Genomic DNA, 16615 nt, shown 5'->3' with positions numbered 1-16615 from the left:
GGCCGGCGTGGTGAAGCTCTGCCCGGTGACCGCGCCGCGCTCGGCGATGACGGTGGCGAACGCGGCACTGACCTCGGCGAAGCGTTCGCCGCTGACCCATTCCACAAGGTCGCACCAGTGCGAGCCGATATCGGCGAACACGCGCGAGGTGCCGCCCAGCGAGGGGTCGACACGCCAGTTGTTGCTGGCCGGATCCAGCAGCCAGTCCTGCAGGTAGCTGCCGTGGATCAGGTGCAGTGGCCCCAGCTCGCCCTGCGCGATGCGTGCGCGTGCCTCGCGGACCACCGGGTGATAGCGGTAGACGAAGGGGACCGTAGCGACCAGACCGGTCCTGGCGGCCAACGCGGCCAATGCCTGGGCGTCTTCCAGGGTGGTGGCCAGCGGCTTCTCGCAGATCACGTGCTTGCCGGCTTCCAGCGCGGCCTGCGCCATGGCGCGGTGCAGATGGTTGGGCGTGCACACATGCACGACCTGCACCTGCGGATCGCTGACCACCTCCTCGATATCGCGGTAGGCATGCGCGACGTTCCACGCCTGCGCCACCTCCTGTGCGCGCTGCGGGGAAGAGGCCGCCACGCCGCGGACCTCGGCCCCGGCCAGCAGTGCCGCGCGGCGATGCACCGCACCGATCATGCCTGTGCCGACGATGGCGATTCCAAGCTTGGACATCCGATGGGATCCTCAGGGTGCGGTGGGAGCGGCCGCGACAGCGGGGCGGTCGCGGAACAGCAGCAGGAAGGCGATCAGCACCACCAGTGCGACGCCGGCCGGGAACAGCCAGATCTGCTGCCAGTCCGGACCCGCCGCCGTGGTGAAGTGCTCCACCACCGCACCGGACAGGAACGTGCCGATCAGCATGCCTACGCCGTACGTCGCCAGGGTGATGAAGCCCTGCGCGCTGCTGCGCGCGTCGGGGCCGGCGTGTGCGTCGGTATAGATCTGGCCGGTGACGAAGAAGAAGTCGTAGCAGATGCCGTGCAGCACGATGCCGATCACCAGCAGGGAGAACGCACCGCCCGCATCGCCGAAGGCGAACATGACATAGCGCACCACCCACGCGGCCATGCCCACCGCCAGCATCGTCTTGACCCCCAGGCGGACGAACAGGAACGGCATGGCCAGCATCAGCAGCACTTCCGAGACCTGGCCCAGCGACTGCAGGCCGGCCGCGCCGCGCACGCCCAGGTCGTTGAGATACGGATTGGTGAAGTTGTAGTAGAACGCCAACGGAATGCAGATGGCGATGGAGGCGAGGAAGAACACCAGGTAGGAGCGCGACTTCAGCAGCCGCAGCGAGTCCAGGCCCAGGATCTGCCCCAGTCCCGCATCGCGCTGCCTGGCCAGCGGCGGTGTGTGCGGCAGGGTAAAGGCATACAGACCCAGGGCCAGCGACGCCATCGCCGCCATGCGGAAGGTCAGTTCGAGCCGATGCGCCTGCTCCCAGCCCAGCCAGCCGATCAGCACGCCGGCCACGATCCAGCCGACACTGCCGGCCACGCGCACCAGCGGGAACTGCTTCTCAGGCGACTGCATATGGCGCATCGCCACGCTGTTGGCCAGGGCCAGCGTCGGCATGAAAAGCAGCATGTAACCCATGACACAAGCGAAGAACGTGTTGAAGTCCGTCGCCGTGGATGCGAACCACATCAGCACCGCACCGGCCAGGTGCAGCACCCCGAGAATGCGCTGCGCCGCAAAGTAGCGATCGGCTATCAGGCCGACCAGGAACGGGGCGACGATGGCACCGATGGACTGGCTGAGGAAGGCGGTGGCCACCTGGCTGGCGCTGGCCTGCAGCGGGCCCTGCACCAGATACGTCCCCAGGGTCACGAACCACGCGCCCCAGATGAAGAACTGCAGGAACATCATCGCGCCCAAGCGCGACATGGCGTGCGTCATGGCTTGCCCTCCCGGGGCGGTAGTGGCTCAGAGTCCCAGCATGCGGCGCAGTGATTCCGGCGGCGTGCCGCTGCCGGCGAAGTCGTCGAAGGCATGTTCGGTCACGCGGATGATGTGGTCACGGACGAAGGCGGCTCCCTCGCGTGCGCCGTCCTCCGGGTGCTTCAGGCAGCACTCCCACTCCACGACCGCCCAGCCCGGGAAATCGTACTGCGCGAACCGGGAGAAGATCGCCTTGAAGTCGATCTGGCCGTCGCCGAGCGAGCGGAAGCGCCCCGGCCGGTCGATCCAGTCCTGGTAACCGCCATAGACGCCGCTGCGCGCGCTGGGCCGGAATTCCGCGTCCTTGACGTGGAAGATGCCGATGCGATCGTGATACCGGTCGATGAAGCCCAGGTAGTCGATCTGCTGCAGCAGCAGGTGGCTGGGGTCGTACAGCATCTTCGCGCGTGGGTGGTGGTCCACCACATCGAGGAAGCGCTCGAAGGTGGCACCGTCGTGCAGATCCTCACCCGGGTGGATCTCGAAGCACAGGTCCACGCCGCTGGCGTCGAACGCCTCCAGGATGGGGCGCCAGCGCCGGCCGAGTTCGGCGAAGGCTTCTTCCACCAGTCCCGGTGGGCGTTGCGGCCAGGGATAGAAGTAGGGCCAGGCCAGCGCGCCGGAGAACGTGGCATGCGCGGTCAATCCCAGGCGCTGGCTGGCGCGGGCAGCCAGCTTCAACTGTTCCACCGCCCAGGCTTGGCGCGCGGCGGGGTTGCCGCGCTTGTCCAGCGGCGCGAAGCCGTCGAACAGGCTGTCGTAGGCGGGGTGGACGGCGACCAGCTGTCCCTGCAGATGGGTGGACAGCTCGGTGATCTGCAGGCCATGGTCGGCCAGCATGCCGCTGATGTCGTCGCAGTAGGCCTGGCTGCGCGCGGCCTCGGCCAGATCAAACAGATGCGGCGCGTTCGTCGGCACTTGTACGCCACAATAGCCCAGGCCCGCAGCCCAGCCGGCCAGCGTGTCCAGCCGATCAAAAGGAGGTGTTTCGCTGATGAACTGCGCCAGGAACAGCGCCGGACCCTTGAGCGTCTTCAACGTGGTTCGCCCGCGATGCAATCGATTGCATTACCCTAGCAGGGTCTCCCGCAAACCCTGTTGTGCACTGCACAGCGGAAACAAGAACTGACGCCATGGCCACCATCTACGACATCGCCAAGCACGTCGGCGTCTCCGCCGGTACGGTGTCGCGGGCGCTGTCCCGGCCGGACAAGGTGCTGCCGGCGACGCGCACGCGCATCGAACAGGCCGCCGCCGCGCTGGGCTATGTGCCCAATACGGTCGCCCGCACGCTGAAGACGCAGCGCAGCGGCAAGATCCTGGTGACCGTGCCGGACATTGCCAACCCGTTCTTCGCACAGATCCTGCAGGGTGCCGAAGACGCGGCCCAGGCCGTCGGCTACGCGGTCCTGCTGGGCGACACCCAGCATCGACCCGACCGCGAGGAGCGCTATGCGCAGATGCTCCGTCGCAACGAGGCCGATGGCCTGATCGTACTGGGCCATCGCCTGCCGCCTACCGCGCGCGCGATCGTCGAGCAGCAGGGCGCCGCCGCGCCGGTGGTCAATGGCTGTGAATTCGACCCCGCGCTGGGCCTCCCCAGTGTCCACATCGACAACGCTGCCGCCGCGCGTGCGGTGATGGAGCACCTGTACGGACTGGGACATGAGCGGATCGCCGTGGTGAGCGGGCCCCCCGACAACCCCCTGCACCAGCAGCGGCTGGAAGGGGCACGGGCGGCGGGCAGGGCGCGCGGCCGACTGCGCCAGTTGAGTGTTGTGCCGGGTGACTTCTCCGTCGAATCCGGCCATGCGGCGGCGACGGCACTGCTGGCCGCCGCATCGGCGCCGACCGCGATCTTCTGCTTCAGTGACCAGATGGCACTGGGAACCCTGGCGGCCTGCCGGGAACTGGGCGTCCGCGTGCCCGAGGAACTGTCCATCGTCGGTTTCGACGATCTGGCGTCGTCGCGTTACCTCACGCCGCCGTTGACGACCATCCGGCAGCCCATGCGGGAGATCGGCGACCGCGCAGTCAAGCTGCTGCTCGCCATCATCGAAGGTGTCGATGTCCCGCTTCAGCAGACGCTGGACTTCAGTCTGATGCTGCGTGGCTCGACAGCGTCGCCCGGGCACAGGTGAAGGCAGCAGGCAGGAACCCCGGCAGGCCTGCGCCTGCCGGGGATGTTTCATTGCCTGTGATCGCAAGCGCTGGCCCCAATTCCATTCATTTCGGTGTCCGGAGCGTTCCACTACCATGGGCCACCCCGCCCGGACCCATGCCATGCAAGACGCCCTCGTTGCCCAGCCCCGGCCTCCCGTTGCAAGGATCGCGGCCTGGTCATTGATGCTGCTGGGGATGTGGCTGGTACTGAAGCTGGGCCTGGTGGTGACGCTGCTGTCGGGCCTGCTGGTGTTCCAGTTGACCCACCTGCTGGCGTCGACAGTGGAGGGGCGCCTGCCGCCCGGGCGCGCGCGTGCGATCGCGGTGATCGTGCTTTCGGCCGTCATCATCGGCGTGCTCGTGCTGGCCGGCATCGGCGTGGCGTCCTTCTTCCGCACCGAAACCGGCGGGCCGGATGCGCTGCTGGCGCGCCTGATGGACATCCTCAACACCTCGCGCCACCAGGTGCCGGCGCTGCTGCAGCCCTATATTCCCGAGGACATGCCGGCACTGCGTGCGGCATTGAACGAGTGGGCGGCAGAGCATCAGCGGCAGCTGGGCGTCGCCGGCACATCGGCGGTGCAGATCGGCGTGCGCGTGCTGATCGGCATGGTGCTGGGGGCGATGATCGCGCTGTACGACGAGCTTCCATTGCCGACGATGGGGCCGCTGGCGCAGGAACTGATCGGCCGTACCGGCCGCCTGGCGACCGCATTCCGCCAGGTGGTGTTCGCGCAGGTGAAGATCTCCCTGCTCAATACCGTGTTCACCGCGATTTTCCTGCTGGGGGTGCTGCCGCTGTTCGGCGTGCACCTGCCCCTGTCGAAGACGCTGGTACTGATCACGTTCATCGCCGGCCTGCTGCCCGTGGTGGGCAACATCATCTCCAATACCGTCATCACCATCGTTGCCCTGTCGGTATCGTTCTACGTGGCGGTGGTGGCGCTGCTGTACCTGGTGGTGATCCACAAACTCGAGTACTTCCTCAATGCCCGCATCGTCGGTGGCGAGATCCAGGCCCGTGCGTGGGAACTGCTGCTGTCGATGCTGGTGATGGAAGCCGCCTTCGGCCTGCCGGGGCTGGTCGCTGCGCCGGTGTTCTATGCCTATGTGAAACGGGAACTGGTGGACCAGCGCTGGATCTGACAGTTGCCGGTGCCAGCGGGCGCCACTGCAGGGCCACGGTGGGCGCTTGTGGGTGCCGCCAGCCGGCAGCTACAGTGACCGGCAATTCAGGGGAATGGTGAATGGCCCGCAAGGTGTCGCCGATCGGGTTACGGACTTGGGTCTGGATCCTGGCCGGGCTGTTCGTGGTCTGCACGCTGCCCTTGATGGTCATCGCCCTGGTCCAGGGCACGCTGCGCTACACCGCAGCGGAGGACAACCTCGTCAGCCTGCACCGGTTGCGACAGACCTTTGATCTGGCCAATCTGGCCTCGGCCGAGCGCGGGCCTGCCAACAGCCTGCTCGGCAGCGATTGCGCCGATGCCGGCGAACGCGCGCGGCTCGCGGCCGGGCTGGCACAGGCGCGAAAGCGGGTCGATGTGGCGATGACGCAGATGGATGCCGTGATCCTGTCCGGGCCCTCCCTGCCTGACGAGCGCCGCACCCTGTTCGAGGCCCAGCATCAGCTCCGCCAGGCGCGCGGGGCGGTGGACCGGGTCGTGGCCAAGCCGGCAGACGCGCGGACGGTCGACGACGTGGAGCATGCGATCAACAGCATGTTCATGGTGACCGATCGCCTGCATCGCCTGGGTTCGGCGCAGATCAACGTGCTGGTGGCCACCGGGCGCGAAGCGGCGATTCCGGCGATCCAGGGCCAGATCCTGATGGACCTGCGCGAGCATGGCGGCCGACTGGCGTCGAATGTGATGGCCCCGGTGGCGGTTCCCGGGGCCTGGCACTTCCGGCAGGTACGCGCGGCGCAGCAGACCGAGGGCCGCCTGCTCGAGCTGTGGCGGCTGGCAGCCAGCCACGAGTCGGTGTTTCGCAGTGATCCCGAGCTGTCGTGGCACTGGGACATGGCACGCCGGCAGTTCTTCGCCGAGTCGCTGCCGATGATCGAACAGCTGATCGAGGACGGTCGCCGTGGACGGCCTCCGCCGTGGAGCACCGCGGAATTCACTGCGCGCTACGTTCCGACGCTGCAGTCACTGGAGGCGCTGCGCGACGGCTACCTGAGCATGTCCATCGTTCGCTTCGAACAGGCACGGAATCGTGAGGCGACACGGCTGGCCGTGTTGTGGGCCACCGCGCTGGGCACGCTGGCGGTGCTGGGCGTGGCCCTGCGCATCGCCCACCGGCAGATCCTCAGGCCGCTGCTGCAGGCACAGGAACAGGTGGTGCAGATCGCGTCCGACGCGCCGGGCCCCGCGCAGCACGTCACTCATCCATTGGCAGAGATGCAGCGGCTGTTCGACGCGATTGAAGTGCTGCGCGAGACCTCACGTGAGCGTTCCGCACTGACCAGCGAACTGCGCCAGCTGGCCGGCACCGATGCGCTGACCGGGTTGCTCAATCGGCGCGCGCTGGACGAACACGTGCAGCAGCGGCACGCCGCAGGCAACGGCATGGCGGTGGTGATCCTGCTCGACGTCGATCATTTCAAGGCAATCAACGACGGCCATGGCCACGCCGCAGGCGACGAGGTACTGGTGCAGGTTGCGCAGCTGCTGCGCAGGTACCTGCGGCACACCGACAGCATCGCCCGCTACGGTGGCGAGGAGTTCCTTGTGCTGCTGGCGGATGGGGATCTCGGCGCGGGTGGCCGGTTGGCCGAATCGCTGCGCGTCGCACTGCAGCAGTCGGATATCGTGCTGGGCAATGGCAACGTGTTGCGTGTCACTGCCAGTTTCGGTGTGGCCGAGGGCAGTACCGATGCACTGGGCTGGCGTTCCCTGCTGCGTGCTGCCGATGCCGCCATGTATCGGGCCAAGGCACACGGACGCGACCAGGTACGGATTGCCGGTGCACGCTGAGTGCCACGGCGCTGGCGACGCCGGTTAGGGCGGTACATCAGGGGCAGCATGCCCCCTTGCGCCGCACTTCATCTGCATCGCACAGGGCGCGGCCTAGACTTGCAGCCTGACACTGCAGGAGCCCGCCATGTCCGTCGATCCCGCCTTGGCCAGCGCGCAGCCGGCATCCGTGCTGGCGCGCACCGACGCCGATGCGCCACGCCCTCCGTCGCCGCGGCGCCGCGGTGACGGTCGTGTGGCTGTGCAGTGAGATCGGCCATGGCGATGCTGGAGATTCCCACGCTGCATGCCGCACGGTTGCGCCTGCGCCCGCAGCGGCTGGATGATTTCAACACCTATGCGAGCTTTCTTGCATCGCCCCGTGCGCGCGGCATGGGCGGTCCATTTGGTGAGGTCGCGGCCTGGGGACAGTTCTGTCACGACCTGGCCAGCTGGCCCTTGTTCGGCCACGGCGCGCTGATGATCGAACGGCGCGACAGCGGCGCCTGCATTGGACAGGTCGGCATCAATCACGGCCCGTTGTTTCCGGAAAAGGAACTGGGCTGGCTGCTGTACGACGGCCACGAAGGGCAGGGCTTCGCCAGCGAGGCCGCGGCCGTCCTGCGCGACTGGGCGTTCACATCGCTGCAGTTGCCGACGCTGGTGAGCTACATGGCGCCGGACAACCTCGCGTCGCAGGCCGTGGCCCGGCGGCTGGGCGGTGTGCTGGATGCGGACGTGCTGCGCAACGATCCGGACGATCTGGTGTTCCGCTACGCGCGTTGAGGTGAGGGCCCGTCGCGGACTGCTGCGGGCCGGGAGCACGCTGTTCATCCACGGCGCGTGGTTCCTGTGGTATATCGTTTATCGATAAATCCACCCCGGGGCGGCAGGACCACCCCAATACCGGAGGCCGCTTGACCGCTCGTCCCGCCCGCGCCAGACCCGCGCGAGGCTTGTTCACCCTGGCCCAGACCGCCGTGCAGGCCGTGCGGGCCATGTGCTGGCTGGGCATCCTGGCCGCACTGCTGGCCGTGCCGCTGGTCGCCTACGACCGCCGCTGGCTGCTGGATGCCGTGCATGATGCACGCACTGCCGCCGCCCACGGAGGCGATCTGTTCCTGCACTTCTGCATCGGCCTGGGCACCATCGTTGCCCTGCTGGTGCTGTGCCTGGTGTTCCTCCGACACCTCGCGCGGATGCTGAGGTCCGCTGCCCGCGAACGCCCCTTCACCCATGCCAATGCCCGGCGCCTGCAGCGCATGGCCTGGTTGATGCTGGCGATGGAACTGCTGTCGATCGTGATCGGCCTCTACGCTGCCTGGATGGGGCCTGATTTCGCCTGGATGGAGGTGGGCGGAGGCATGTCCATCACCGGTCTGGTCGCGGTACTGATGCTGTTCGTGCTGGCGCGCGTGTTCGCGGTCGGCGCGGCGATGCGCGACGACCTGGATGGCCTGATCTGATGGACCTGACCTGATGGCCGTAGTGATCACGTTGGACCGCATGCTGCAGGCGCGTGGCATGACCCTGTCCGAGCTGGCGGGGCGCATCGACATCACGCTGGCCAATCTGTCCATCCTTAAAACCGGCAAGGCCCGCGCCATCCGCTTTTCCACGCTGGATGCCATCTGCCGGGAGCTGCAATGCACACCCGGCGACCTGCTCGGCTACGACCCGACGCAGGCGCACGATGGCGGCTGAAGCGTTTGTTTTTCCCCCTGACCTACTGACGAAACGGACCCGAAATGGAATGGTTGGCTGACCCCTCGATATGGATGGGACTTGCAACCCTGGTAGTGCTCGAGATCGTGCTCGGCATCGACAACCTGGTGTTCATCGCGATCCTTGCCGACAAACTGCCGCCGCACCAGCGCGACCGTGCGCGGGTGATCGGCCTGACGCTGGCGCTGCTGATGCGGCTGGTGCTGCTGGCCGCGCTGGCGTGGATCATGAAGCTGACCGAACCGCTGGTCACGCTGTTCGGTCACAGCTTCTCCGGACGCGACCTGATCCTGCTGGGCGGTGGCCTGTTCCTGCTGTTCAAGGGCACCATGGAGCTGCATGAGCGGCTGGAGGGCCGCAGTCACCAGGAAGACGGCAAGAAGGTCTACGCCAGCTTTGCCATGGTGGTGGCACAGATCGTAGTGCTGGACGCCGTGTTCTCGCTGGACTCGGTGATCACTGCCGTGGGCATGGTCGACAACCTGGGCGTGATGTATGCCGCGGTGACCATCGCGATGGCACTGATGCTGGTGGCCAGCAAGCCGCTGACCCGCTTCGTCAACAAGCATCCCACGGTGGTGGTGCTGTGCCTGGGCTTCCTGTTGATGATCGGCTTCAGCCTGGTCGCCGAGGGGCTGGGTTACAAGATTCCAAAGGGCTACCTGTACGCGGCGATCGCGTTCTCGATCCTGGTGGAAGCCTTCAACCAGTGGGTGCGCTTCAACCGCGAGCGCAACGAGCGTCGCCAGCCGTTCCGTCAGCGCACTGCCGATGCCGTGCTGCGCCTGCTGGGCGCCCGTCCGGCCAATGGCCACGACGATGCCAGCGAAGAAGACCACGGTGATCCGGAGGAACGCCTGCAGCCGGCCGAACACGAGATGATCCGCAGCGTGCTGGGCCTGGCTGACCGGCCTGTGTCCAGTGTGATGACCGTGCGCGCCGACGTGCAGTGGATCGATCTGGCGCGCGGCCAGGACGACGTGGTGGCGCGCCTGGTGGCGTCGCCGCACACGCGCCTGCTCGTGGGCGAGGGTGATCTGGACAGCCTGCGTGGTGTGGTGCAGAGCCGCGACCTGCTGGCCGACCTGCTGCAGGGCAGGCCGCTGCAGCTGGAAGCCAACCTGCGCCAGCCGCAGTACGTGCTGTCCAGCGCCAGCGCGTTGCAGGCGCTTGAACTGATCCGCCTGCACCCGGTACCGCTGGCGGTAGCGGTGGACGAGTACGGCAGTGTGGAAGGCCTGGTGACCGCCAATGACCTGCTGGCGGCGATCGCGGGCGATCTGGTCGATACCCAGGACGAGCGTTACGGCGTAGTGGCGCTGGACGAGGGCCAATGGGAGGCCGACGGCGCGTTGACGCTGGATGACCTGCAACGGCTGGCCGGAGTGTCGCTGCCCCGCAGTGCCGACTACATGACCATCTCCGGCCTGGTGCTGGACCAGCTTGGCCGCCTGCCGGATGTGGGCGATGCGGTCGAAGTAGCGGATGCCCGCATCACCGTACTGGCCATGGAGAAGCGGCGCATTGTCCGCCTGCGGGTGGAGCGCCTCGGGCTTCCGTAGCGTCCAGCGTGCTCGACTGCGAACTGAGCAGCCGGGCATGGCCCGGCTCTACACAACGCTGTCCGCAGCCGTCACCATGGCGGGCTCTTGTCTTCGTCCAGGAACGTCGCAGTGCTGAGTACGATTGGTTTGCTGATGGGCGTGTATGTGGCCCTTCGCCTGTTCTGGCCGCTGCGCCTGCCCGTGTGGTTGAAGGTACTGCTGTCCCTGCTGCTGGTCGCCATCGCCGTCCAGCTGCGGATCGTGGCCACGTTCTGGGGCACGATGGCCTCGCCGGAAATCCCCAAGCTGGCCATCGCCGTGCTCGCCACCGGCTCCACTGCGGTACTGCTGCTGGCACTGGTGATGCTGGTGATGGACGTGGGCCTGCTTGGCGCGTGGGTTCTGCGCAGGCCCCGTGTGACCGCAGCGCTGCGCGCGCCGTGGCTGCGCCCGGGCGCAGGCCTGCTGGCTCTGCTGGTCAGTGCCTGGGGCGTGAGCCAGGGCATGGCGGTGCCCAAGACCCGACAGATCGAGGTGGCCATTGCCGGCCTGCCTGCCGCGTTCGAGGGTTACCGCGTACTGCAGCTTACCGACATCCACGCCAGCCGCCTGCTGACCGGCGACTGGGTGCGTCAGGTCGTGGCCGAAAGCAATGCCCTGGCGCCCGACCTGGTCGTCATCACCGGCGACCTGATCGATGGCACCGTGCAGGCACGGCGCAATGACTTCCGGCCCCTGGGTGAACTGAGGGCGCCGGACGGGGTGATCGCCATCACCGGCAATCACGAGTACTACGCCCAGTACAGCGAATGGATGCAGGCGTTCCGTGCGCTGCACATGCAGGTACTGGAGAACAGCCACGTGCAGGTGCGGCGTGGGGATGCGGCGATGACGATCGCCGGTGTCACCGATCCGGTGGCCGCGCGCTATGGCCTGCCGCTGCCCGATCTGGAGGCGGCGCTGGCGGGTGCGGATCCGGCCGCCCCGGTGATTCTGCTCGACCACCGCCCACGCAATGCGAAGGACGCGGCCGCACGCGGGGTCAAGCTGCAGCTGTCCGGCCATACCCATGGCGGCCAGATCCTCGGCATGGACCAGCTGGTGAAGCGTGCCAACGGCGGTTTCGTCTCCGGACGGTACCGCGTCGATGACATGACGCTGTATGTGAGCAACGGTGCGGGACTGTGGGCCGGCTTCCCGGCACGCATCGGCGTGCCCTCGGAGATCACCCTGATCACCCTGCGCCGCGCACCCTGAGCCGTCTGCGGTCCGCGCCCGTCGTGCAGCGGGTCCACCGTGCCGTCACCCGCGTGGTGGCACCCTGCGCACGGACCGCAGACAGGGAAACGATGGTGGCGAAGGCGAACAGGCGATGAGTGCGACACAGCAGCGCTCGATGTGGGTCGCCGGCCTGTCCACCGTGGTGGAGTGGTACGACTTTACCCTGTACCTCTATTTCGCCACGGTGCTGTCGCGGGTGTTTTTCGGCGGCGGCGAACAGGCGATGCTGGTCACCCTTGCGGGATTTGCCGTGTCCTACCTGATGCGCCCACTCGGCGCGCTGTGCTTCGGTCACCTCGGTGACCGCTTGGGGCGGCGCTGGATGCTGCTGGCCTCGATGGCGCTGATGGCTGCAGCCATGCTGGCCACCGCGCTGCTGCCTACCGCCGCGACGGCGGGCACGACGGCGGGTGTGCTGCTGCTGGTGCTGCGGTGCGTGATGGCATTCTCGGTGGGCGGTGAATACACGGGCGTAGTCGCCTATCTGCTGGAAAGCGCTCCGGCACGCCGGCGTGGATTGGTGACCTCGTTGGCCTCGGCGGCCAGCGAAGTGGGCGCGCTGCTGGCGGTGGCGATCTCCGCACTGACGGTCGCGCTGCTGCCGCAGGTACAACTGGACAGCTGGGGATGGCGCATTCCGTTCTTCGTCGGTGCTGCACTGGCGCTGGTCATCCTGATCGCGCGTTCGGGCATGCATGAATCGCCGGAGTTCGAGCGGCAGCGTCGCGAGGGCAGCATTCCTGCCACGCCGCTGCGCCACGTGCTGCGCCACCATCCGCAGGCGGTAGCGCGCACCTTCGCCATTTCCGCGCTGGGCTCGATCACCTACTACGTCGGCATCACCTATGTGCCCGCGTTCCTGCACGCACAGGGGCACGACGAGGGCGATGCCCTGTGGCTGTCGACGATCGCGGCGGTGGCCGTGATCGCCATCACTCCCTTGTGCGGTGCGTTGTCCGATCGCTTCGGCCGGCGCCCGCTGCTGTTGGGCCTGACGGTACTGGCGGCGTTGCTGCCGCTGTCGTTGTTCGGCTGGATGGCGCATACCACGCCGTTGGGTATCGCCGTTGCTGCGGTGCTGCTGGCCTGCGTGGCCGGTGGCGTGAGCGCGGTCGCGGCACCGGCCACGGCCGAGCAGTTTCCGGGCGAGGGCCGGGTAAGCGGGCTGGCACTGGGCGTGACCATGGCCACGGCGGTCTTCGGCGGTGCGACACCGTGGCTGGCGCAGTGGTGGGTGGAGCGCAGCGGCTGGGCGGCGGCACCGGGCGCGATGATCGCGCTGGTCGCATTGCTGGTGTTGCCGGTGCTGTGGACGCTGCCGGAAACGGCATCGACGCGGAAGACCCGCCCTGGCAAGCAGGGCGGATCCTAGCCGGTCACACCTTCAGCGTCTGCTCGATGTCGGCCAGCACGGCGGCGGCATCCACGCCAATGGCAATCGACTGCACCACGTGGCCGTCCCATACGCTGGGGCCGAATGCCAGGCCTTCAGGCTTGGGAATGGTCATGCCACGGGCGACGCCGTCGGTGGCCACGCGCACGCTTGCGCGCTCGAAGCGGAACAGCTCCGGGCGGGTGAGCGCGATGCAGGCGCAGCAATCGTGCACGACCATGCCCTTGTGGCCGGCCTGCAGGTAGAAGTCCACGTAATCCTGCGACAGCGCACGCACCAGTTCGGCATCGGCACCCCCGACCGCAGCCAGTTTGTCCAGGCCGTCACGGTCCATCTCGACGCGGGTGGTCACGTCCAGGCCGATCGCGGTGACCGGCCACTGTGCGGTGAACACCACGTCGGCGGCTTCCGCATCGCCCCAGATATTGGCCTCGGCGGCCGGGGTGATGTTGCCGTTGACGTGGAAGGCGCCCCCCATGATGACCACGCCACGCACCAGGCCGGCGATCTCCGGTGCCTGCTGCAGGGCCAGGGCCAGGTTGGTCATGCGGCCGACCGCGACCAGCGTGACCTCGCCTGGATGGGCCCGCACCAGATCGATGATCAGCTGGTGCGCAGGACGGGCGTCGGCGGTCACGTCCAGCTGGGCGGGCACCGGGTGATTGCCCAGGCCATTGTGGCCGTGGATGTGCACCGGCCAGGCTTCCGGAGTGGCATCGGGCTGCAGTGGGCCCGCGGCGCCACGCGCGACCGGCGCAGTCAGCGCCCAGGCCTGCTTCAGGTACAGCGCGTTGTGGGTGGTGGACTCCACCGAGGCGTTGCCGAAGGTGGTGGTAACGCCGATCAGGTCGATCTGCGGATGCTTGTGCAGGTACAGCAGGGCCAGGGCGTCGTCGACGCCCGGGTCGGTATCGAAAATGACTTTCAGCATGTTGTTGTTCTTCTTCTTCCGTGTGGTGCGGGGGGCCCCGGCGGCCAGGAGGCAGGCCGGCGCGCGCTACATTGTCCCATCTTCATGACAGGCAGGGCCATTGGCGGGGCGGCGGGCCATAATGGCGTCGATATCCATGCCGGGAGACGCCTGGTGCTGATCGTGACCCTTCTGCTGGTCCTGCTGGTGCTGGGCCTGAATCTGCTGGCGAGCTGGGTCATTCTGCGTCGGCAGGAATTGTCGTCGGGCAACCGGGCCGCGCAGGTGCTGGTGATCTGGCTGCTGCCGCTGATCGGCGCCGTCGTCTGCCTGCTGGTGGCAGCCGCCGAGGGCCCGCTCGGACTGCAGGCACGCAGCCAGGACGGCGCGATCTGGGCCAGCGATGGCGCCCACGAGGGCAATGCCCCCTCTGCGGACTGTGGCAGCGACGGCGGTAGCTGCGGCGATTGACGCCACAGGAACAGGGTCAGCCACCGCCCGCAATGCGGGCCACGCCCGGCGGGGCGACAGCTCGCTCAGGCACCGCCTTCGGTCGGCAGCGGCGCCGGTACGTTCAGCAGGCCCCCGGCCGCCACGTAGGCGGCCAGTGCCTGGCCCTGGCTGAGCAGGTGCCGCTCCATCGTGCGCTCTGCCGCGTCGGCGTCACGGCGACGGAAGCACTCCATCAGCTCGCGGTGCTCGGCCAGCGACTGCGCAGTGCGTCCGGGCGTCAGCAGCTGCCGGCCGCGATGCATCTTCAGGATGCGGTGCAGGTCGTGGGTGATGCGGATCAGCCACGGATTGCCGGCATAGTGCTGCACGGTTTCGTGGATGAGGTAGTTGTTGCGGTAATACTCGGCGATGTTGCCGTCAGCCGCCGCCGCTTCCATCGCGGCATGCAGGGATTCCAGCTGGGCCACGCCCGCATCATCGATATGCCTGACCGCCTCATGCGCGCAGCGGCCCTCCAGCATGGCCATCACCGGGAACAGCTGGTTGAGGTCCTCCAGCGTCAGCCGGGTTACCCGGCTGCCGCGCCCGGCGTCGATCTGCACCAGGCCTTCGGCTGCCAGCAGCTTCAGCGCCTCGCGCAGGGGGGTGCGGCTGATGCCCAGTTCACTGCACAGCGCAGGCTCGTCGATCCATTCGCCGGGGGGCAGGCGATAGTCATAGATGCGCTCACGCACATGTTCGGCGACCTCCTCGTACAGAGGGGCGCGCTTCTTCGGGGACCGTGGAGCAGGGGCGATGGCCATTGGCAGAGTGTACCCGCTGGCGGGCGTGCCGGCCGTCAGCCGGCACGACCGGTCATCGCCTACATCCAGCCCGGCACCACGAACACCAGCCAGGCCAGCAGCGGCCCCAATGCCACCACCAGGCCGCTGTAGACCAGGAAGCGGCGGAACAGCGTCTCGCGTTCTTCCTTCGCCGCCGATGCCACGACCAGTGCACCGTTGGTGGAGAAGGGGCTGACATCGACGATGGTGGACGACACTGCCAGTGCGCAGATCACGCCGGCTGCACCCAGGTGCCCCTGCATCAGGAACGGCACCGCCAGTGGAATCGTTGCGCCGAGCACCGCCGCGGATGATGCGAATGCGGAGACGATACCGCCGACGTAGCACACCAGCAGAGCGCCCAGCAGCGGAATGCCGATGTTGGAGACGCCGTTGCCGATGAAGTCGACCGCGCCCGCATGCTCTAGCACGCCGATATAGGTCACCACGCCACAGATCAACAGCACGGTCGACCAGCTGATGCCATCCACCGCACCCTTCTGGCTCTGCGGCGAGAGCAGTGCCAGCGCCACTGCGACGGTGATCGACACCAGGCCGACGTTGAGGTTGTAGATCAGTGCCGCCACGCCCAGGCCGAGCAGGCCGACCAGGGTGAACAACCGCTCCCGGGTCAGACCCACTGCATCCAGCGCCGCCGGATCGTTGCTCAGGGTGCCGCCGCCGGCCGCCACCAGCGCGCCATGGCCTTCGATGGCGAACTGCCGCGACGACGCCTGCGGACCACCGGCCATTGCCAGTTCCGCACCGCCCGCGGTGATCGAGCCACGTCGCATCAGCGCGATGCCGCCGAAGGCGAGGAAGCAGATGATCGCCATCATGAAGTTGAAGCCGAGGCTGGTCAGGAAGACCGCCATCTCGGTGACCTCCAGCCCGGCCTTCTGCACCACGCCATTGGTGATGCTGCCGTACACGCTGATCGGCGAGAAGCCGCCGGCCTGCGCACCGTGGATGACCAGCAGGCCCATCATCAACGGGTTGATGTTGTACTGCTTGGCGAAGCGCAGCGCGACCGGACCGATGATCGCCACCGCTGCCGGGCCGAGGGCGCCGAAGGCGGTCAGCACCGCGGTGACCACGAACATCACCCACGGAATGGCCACGATGTGGCCGCGCACCGCGCGTACCGCCCAGTGCACCAGCAGGTCGATGGTGCCGTTCTTCTGTGCGATGGCGAACAGGTAGGTGATGCCGACCAGGGTCAGGAACAGATCGCCGGGAAAGCCGGCGAGGACTTCCTTGCCCCCCATGCCAACCCAGACACCACCGATGATGAAGGCCAGTGCGAAGGCCACTGCGCCCATGTTGATCGGCAGTGCGGTGGCGACGATGAACATGATCACCAGACCGATGATCGTTGCGATTTGTGGACTCATGCGCCCTCCCAGACACGTGGCTCACGTACA

At 67.5% G+C, this 16615-nt stretch carries 17 protein-coding genes; 11 read left to right on the top strand and 6 right to left on the bottom strand.

Going from position 1 to position 16615, the window contains the following annotated elements:
• From QMZ25_RS00190 to QMZ25_RS00180, 3 genes are all read right to left on the bottom strand, one after another.
• The coding region (locus QMZ25_RS00190) for a Gfo/Idh/MocA family oxidoreductase (protein WP_283218930.1) at positions 1-669 on the bottom strand (669 nt) is incomplete at its 3' end.
• 12 nt (positions 670-681) lie between these two features.
• Positions 682-1899, bottom strand: coding sequence for a nucleoside permease (locus QMZ25_RS00185; RefSeq protein WP_262100211.1), 1218 nt, complete (start codon positions 1897-1899; stop codon positions 682-684).
• Between the two features lie 27 nt (positions 1900-1926).
• Positions 1927-2979 (bottom strand): sugar phosphate isomerase/epimerase family protein, encoded by a 1053-nt coding sequence (locus QMZ25_RS00180; protein WP_053516242.1) that lies wholly within the window; start codon positions 2977-2979, stop codon positions 1927-1929.
• A 95-nt stretch (positions 2980-3074) separates the two neighbouring features.
• Between QMZ25_RS00180 and QMZ25_RS00175 the strand changes: the two genes are divergently transcribed.
• The 10 genes from QMZ25_RS00175 (at position 3075) to QMZ25_RS00130 (ending at position 12983) form a co-directional block, all read left to right on the top strand.
• The gene (locus QMZ25_RS00175; RefSeq protein ID WP_283218929.1) at positions 3075-4082 is read left to right on the top strand and encodes a LacI family DNA-binding transcriptional regulator; all 1008 of its coding nucleotides are present in this window, start codon (positions 3075-3077) and stop codon (positions 4080-4082) included.
• 142 nt (positions 4083-4224) lie between these two features.
• Positions 4225-5250, top strand: coding sequence for an AI-2E family transporter (locus tag QMZ25_RS00170; RefSeq protein WP_053516238.1), 1026 nt, complete (start codon positions 4225-4227; stop codon positions 5248-5250).
• A gap of 101 nt (positions 5251-5351) precedes the next feature.
• The gene (locus QMZ25_RS00165; RefSeq protein ID WP_283218928.1) at positions 5352-7082 is read left to right on the top strand and encodes a GGDEF domain-containing protein; all 1731 of its coding nucleotides are present in this window, start codon (positions 5352-5354) and stop codon (positions 7080-7082) included.
• A gap of 127 nt (positions 7083-7209) precedes the next feature.
• Positions 7210-7332 carry a hypothetical protein gene (locus tag QMZ25_RS00160; protein ID WP_283218927.1) on the top strand — a complete coding sequence of 41 codons (123 nt, stop codon included), beginning with the start codon at positions 7210-7212 and terminating at the stop codon, positions 7330-7332.
• 8 nt (positions 7333-7340) lie between these two features.
• The gene (locus tag QMZ25_RS00155; protein ID WP_283218926.1) at positions 7341-7847 is read left to right on the top strand and encodes a GNAT family N-acetyltransferase; all 507 of its coding nucleotides are present in this window, start codon (positions 7341-7343) and stop codon (positions 7845-7847) included.
• Between the two features lie 212 nt (positions 7848-8059).
• On the top strand, positions 8060-8527 hold the full coding sequence (locus QMZ25_RS00150; protein WP_065174736.1) for a DUF2975 domain-containing protein: 468 nt from the start codon (positions 8060-8062) through the stop codon (positions 8525-8527).
• 13 nt (positions 8528-8540) lie between these two features.
• Complete coding sequence (locus QMZ25_RS00145) at positions 8541-8765, top strand: helix-turn-helix transcriptional regulator (RefSeq protein ID WP_065174577.1); 225 nt, start codon at positions 8541-8543, stop codon at positions 8763-8765.
• Positions 8766-8809: 44 nt separating this feature from the next.
• Positions 8810-10348: a TerC family protein gene (locus tag QMZ25_RS00140; protein ID WP_065174578.1), complete on the top strand. Its 1539-nt coding sequence runs from the start codon at positions 8810-8812 to the stop codon at positions 10346-10348.
• A 111-nt stretch (positions 10349-10459) separates the two neighbouring features.
• On the top strand, positions 10460-11587 hold the full coding sequence (locus tag QMZ25_RS00135) for a metallophosphoesterase (protein WP_065182384.1): 1128 nt from the start codon (positions 10460-10462) through the stop codon (positions 11585-11587).
• A gap of 115 nt (positions 11588-11702) precedes the next feature.
• Positions 11703-12983, top strand: coding sequence for an MFS transporter (locus QMZ25_RS00130; protein WP_065182383.1), 1281 nt, complete (start codon positions 11703-11705; stop codon positions 12981-12983).
• Positions 12984-12987: 4 nt separating this feature from the next.
• Here QMZ25_RS00130 and QMZ25_RS00125 read toward each other — a convergent pair whose 3' ends face one another.
• Positions 12988-13935: a nucleoside hydrolase gene (locus QMZ25_RS00125; RefSeq protein ID WP_065174581.1), complete on the bottom strand. Its 948-nt coding sequence runs from the start codon at positions 13933-13935 to the stop codon at positions 12988-12990.
• 153 nt (positions 13936-14088) lie between these two features.
• On the opposite strand from QMZ25_RS00125, the gene QMZ25_RS00120 reads away from it, so the two are divergent.
• Positions 14089-14385 (top strand): hypothetical protein, encoded by a 297-nt coding sequence (locus QMZ25_RS00120; RefSeq protein WP_065174582.1) that lies wholly within the window; start codon positions 14089-14091, stop codon positions 14383-14385.
• 65 nt (positions 14386-14450) lie between these two features.
• Here the strand turns inward: QMZ25_RS00120 and QMZ25_RS00115 are convergent, their stop codons facing one another.
• Both QMZ25_RS00115 and QMZ25_RS00110 read right to left on the bottom strand, forming a co-directional pair.
• On the bottom strand, positions 14451-15170 hold the full coding sequence (locus QMZ25_RS00115; RefSeq protein ID WP_065174583.1) for a GntR family transcriptional regulator: 720 nt from the start codon (positions 15168-15170) through the stop codon (positions 14451-14453).
• Between the two features lie 59 nt (positions 15171-15229).
• The gene (locus QMZ25_RS00110) at positions 15230-16585 is read right to left on the bottom strand and encodes an SLC13 family permease (protein ID WP_053516216.1); all 1356 of its coding nucleotides are present in this window, start codon (positions 16583-16585) and stop codon (positions 15230-15232) included.
• Positions 16586-16615 lie beyond the last annotated feature (30 nt).

It is taken from the genome of Stenotrophomonas sp. RS-48 (assembly GCF_030053245.1).
Taxonomy (GTDB): Bacteria; Pseudomonadota; Gammaproteobacteria; order Xanthomonadales; family Xanthomonadaceae; genus Stenotrophomonas; species Stenotrophomonas maltophilia_P.
This window is presented reverse-complemented; position numbering and strand designations above follow the sequence as displayed.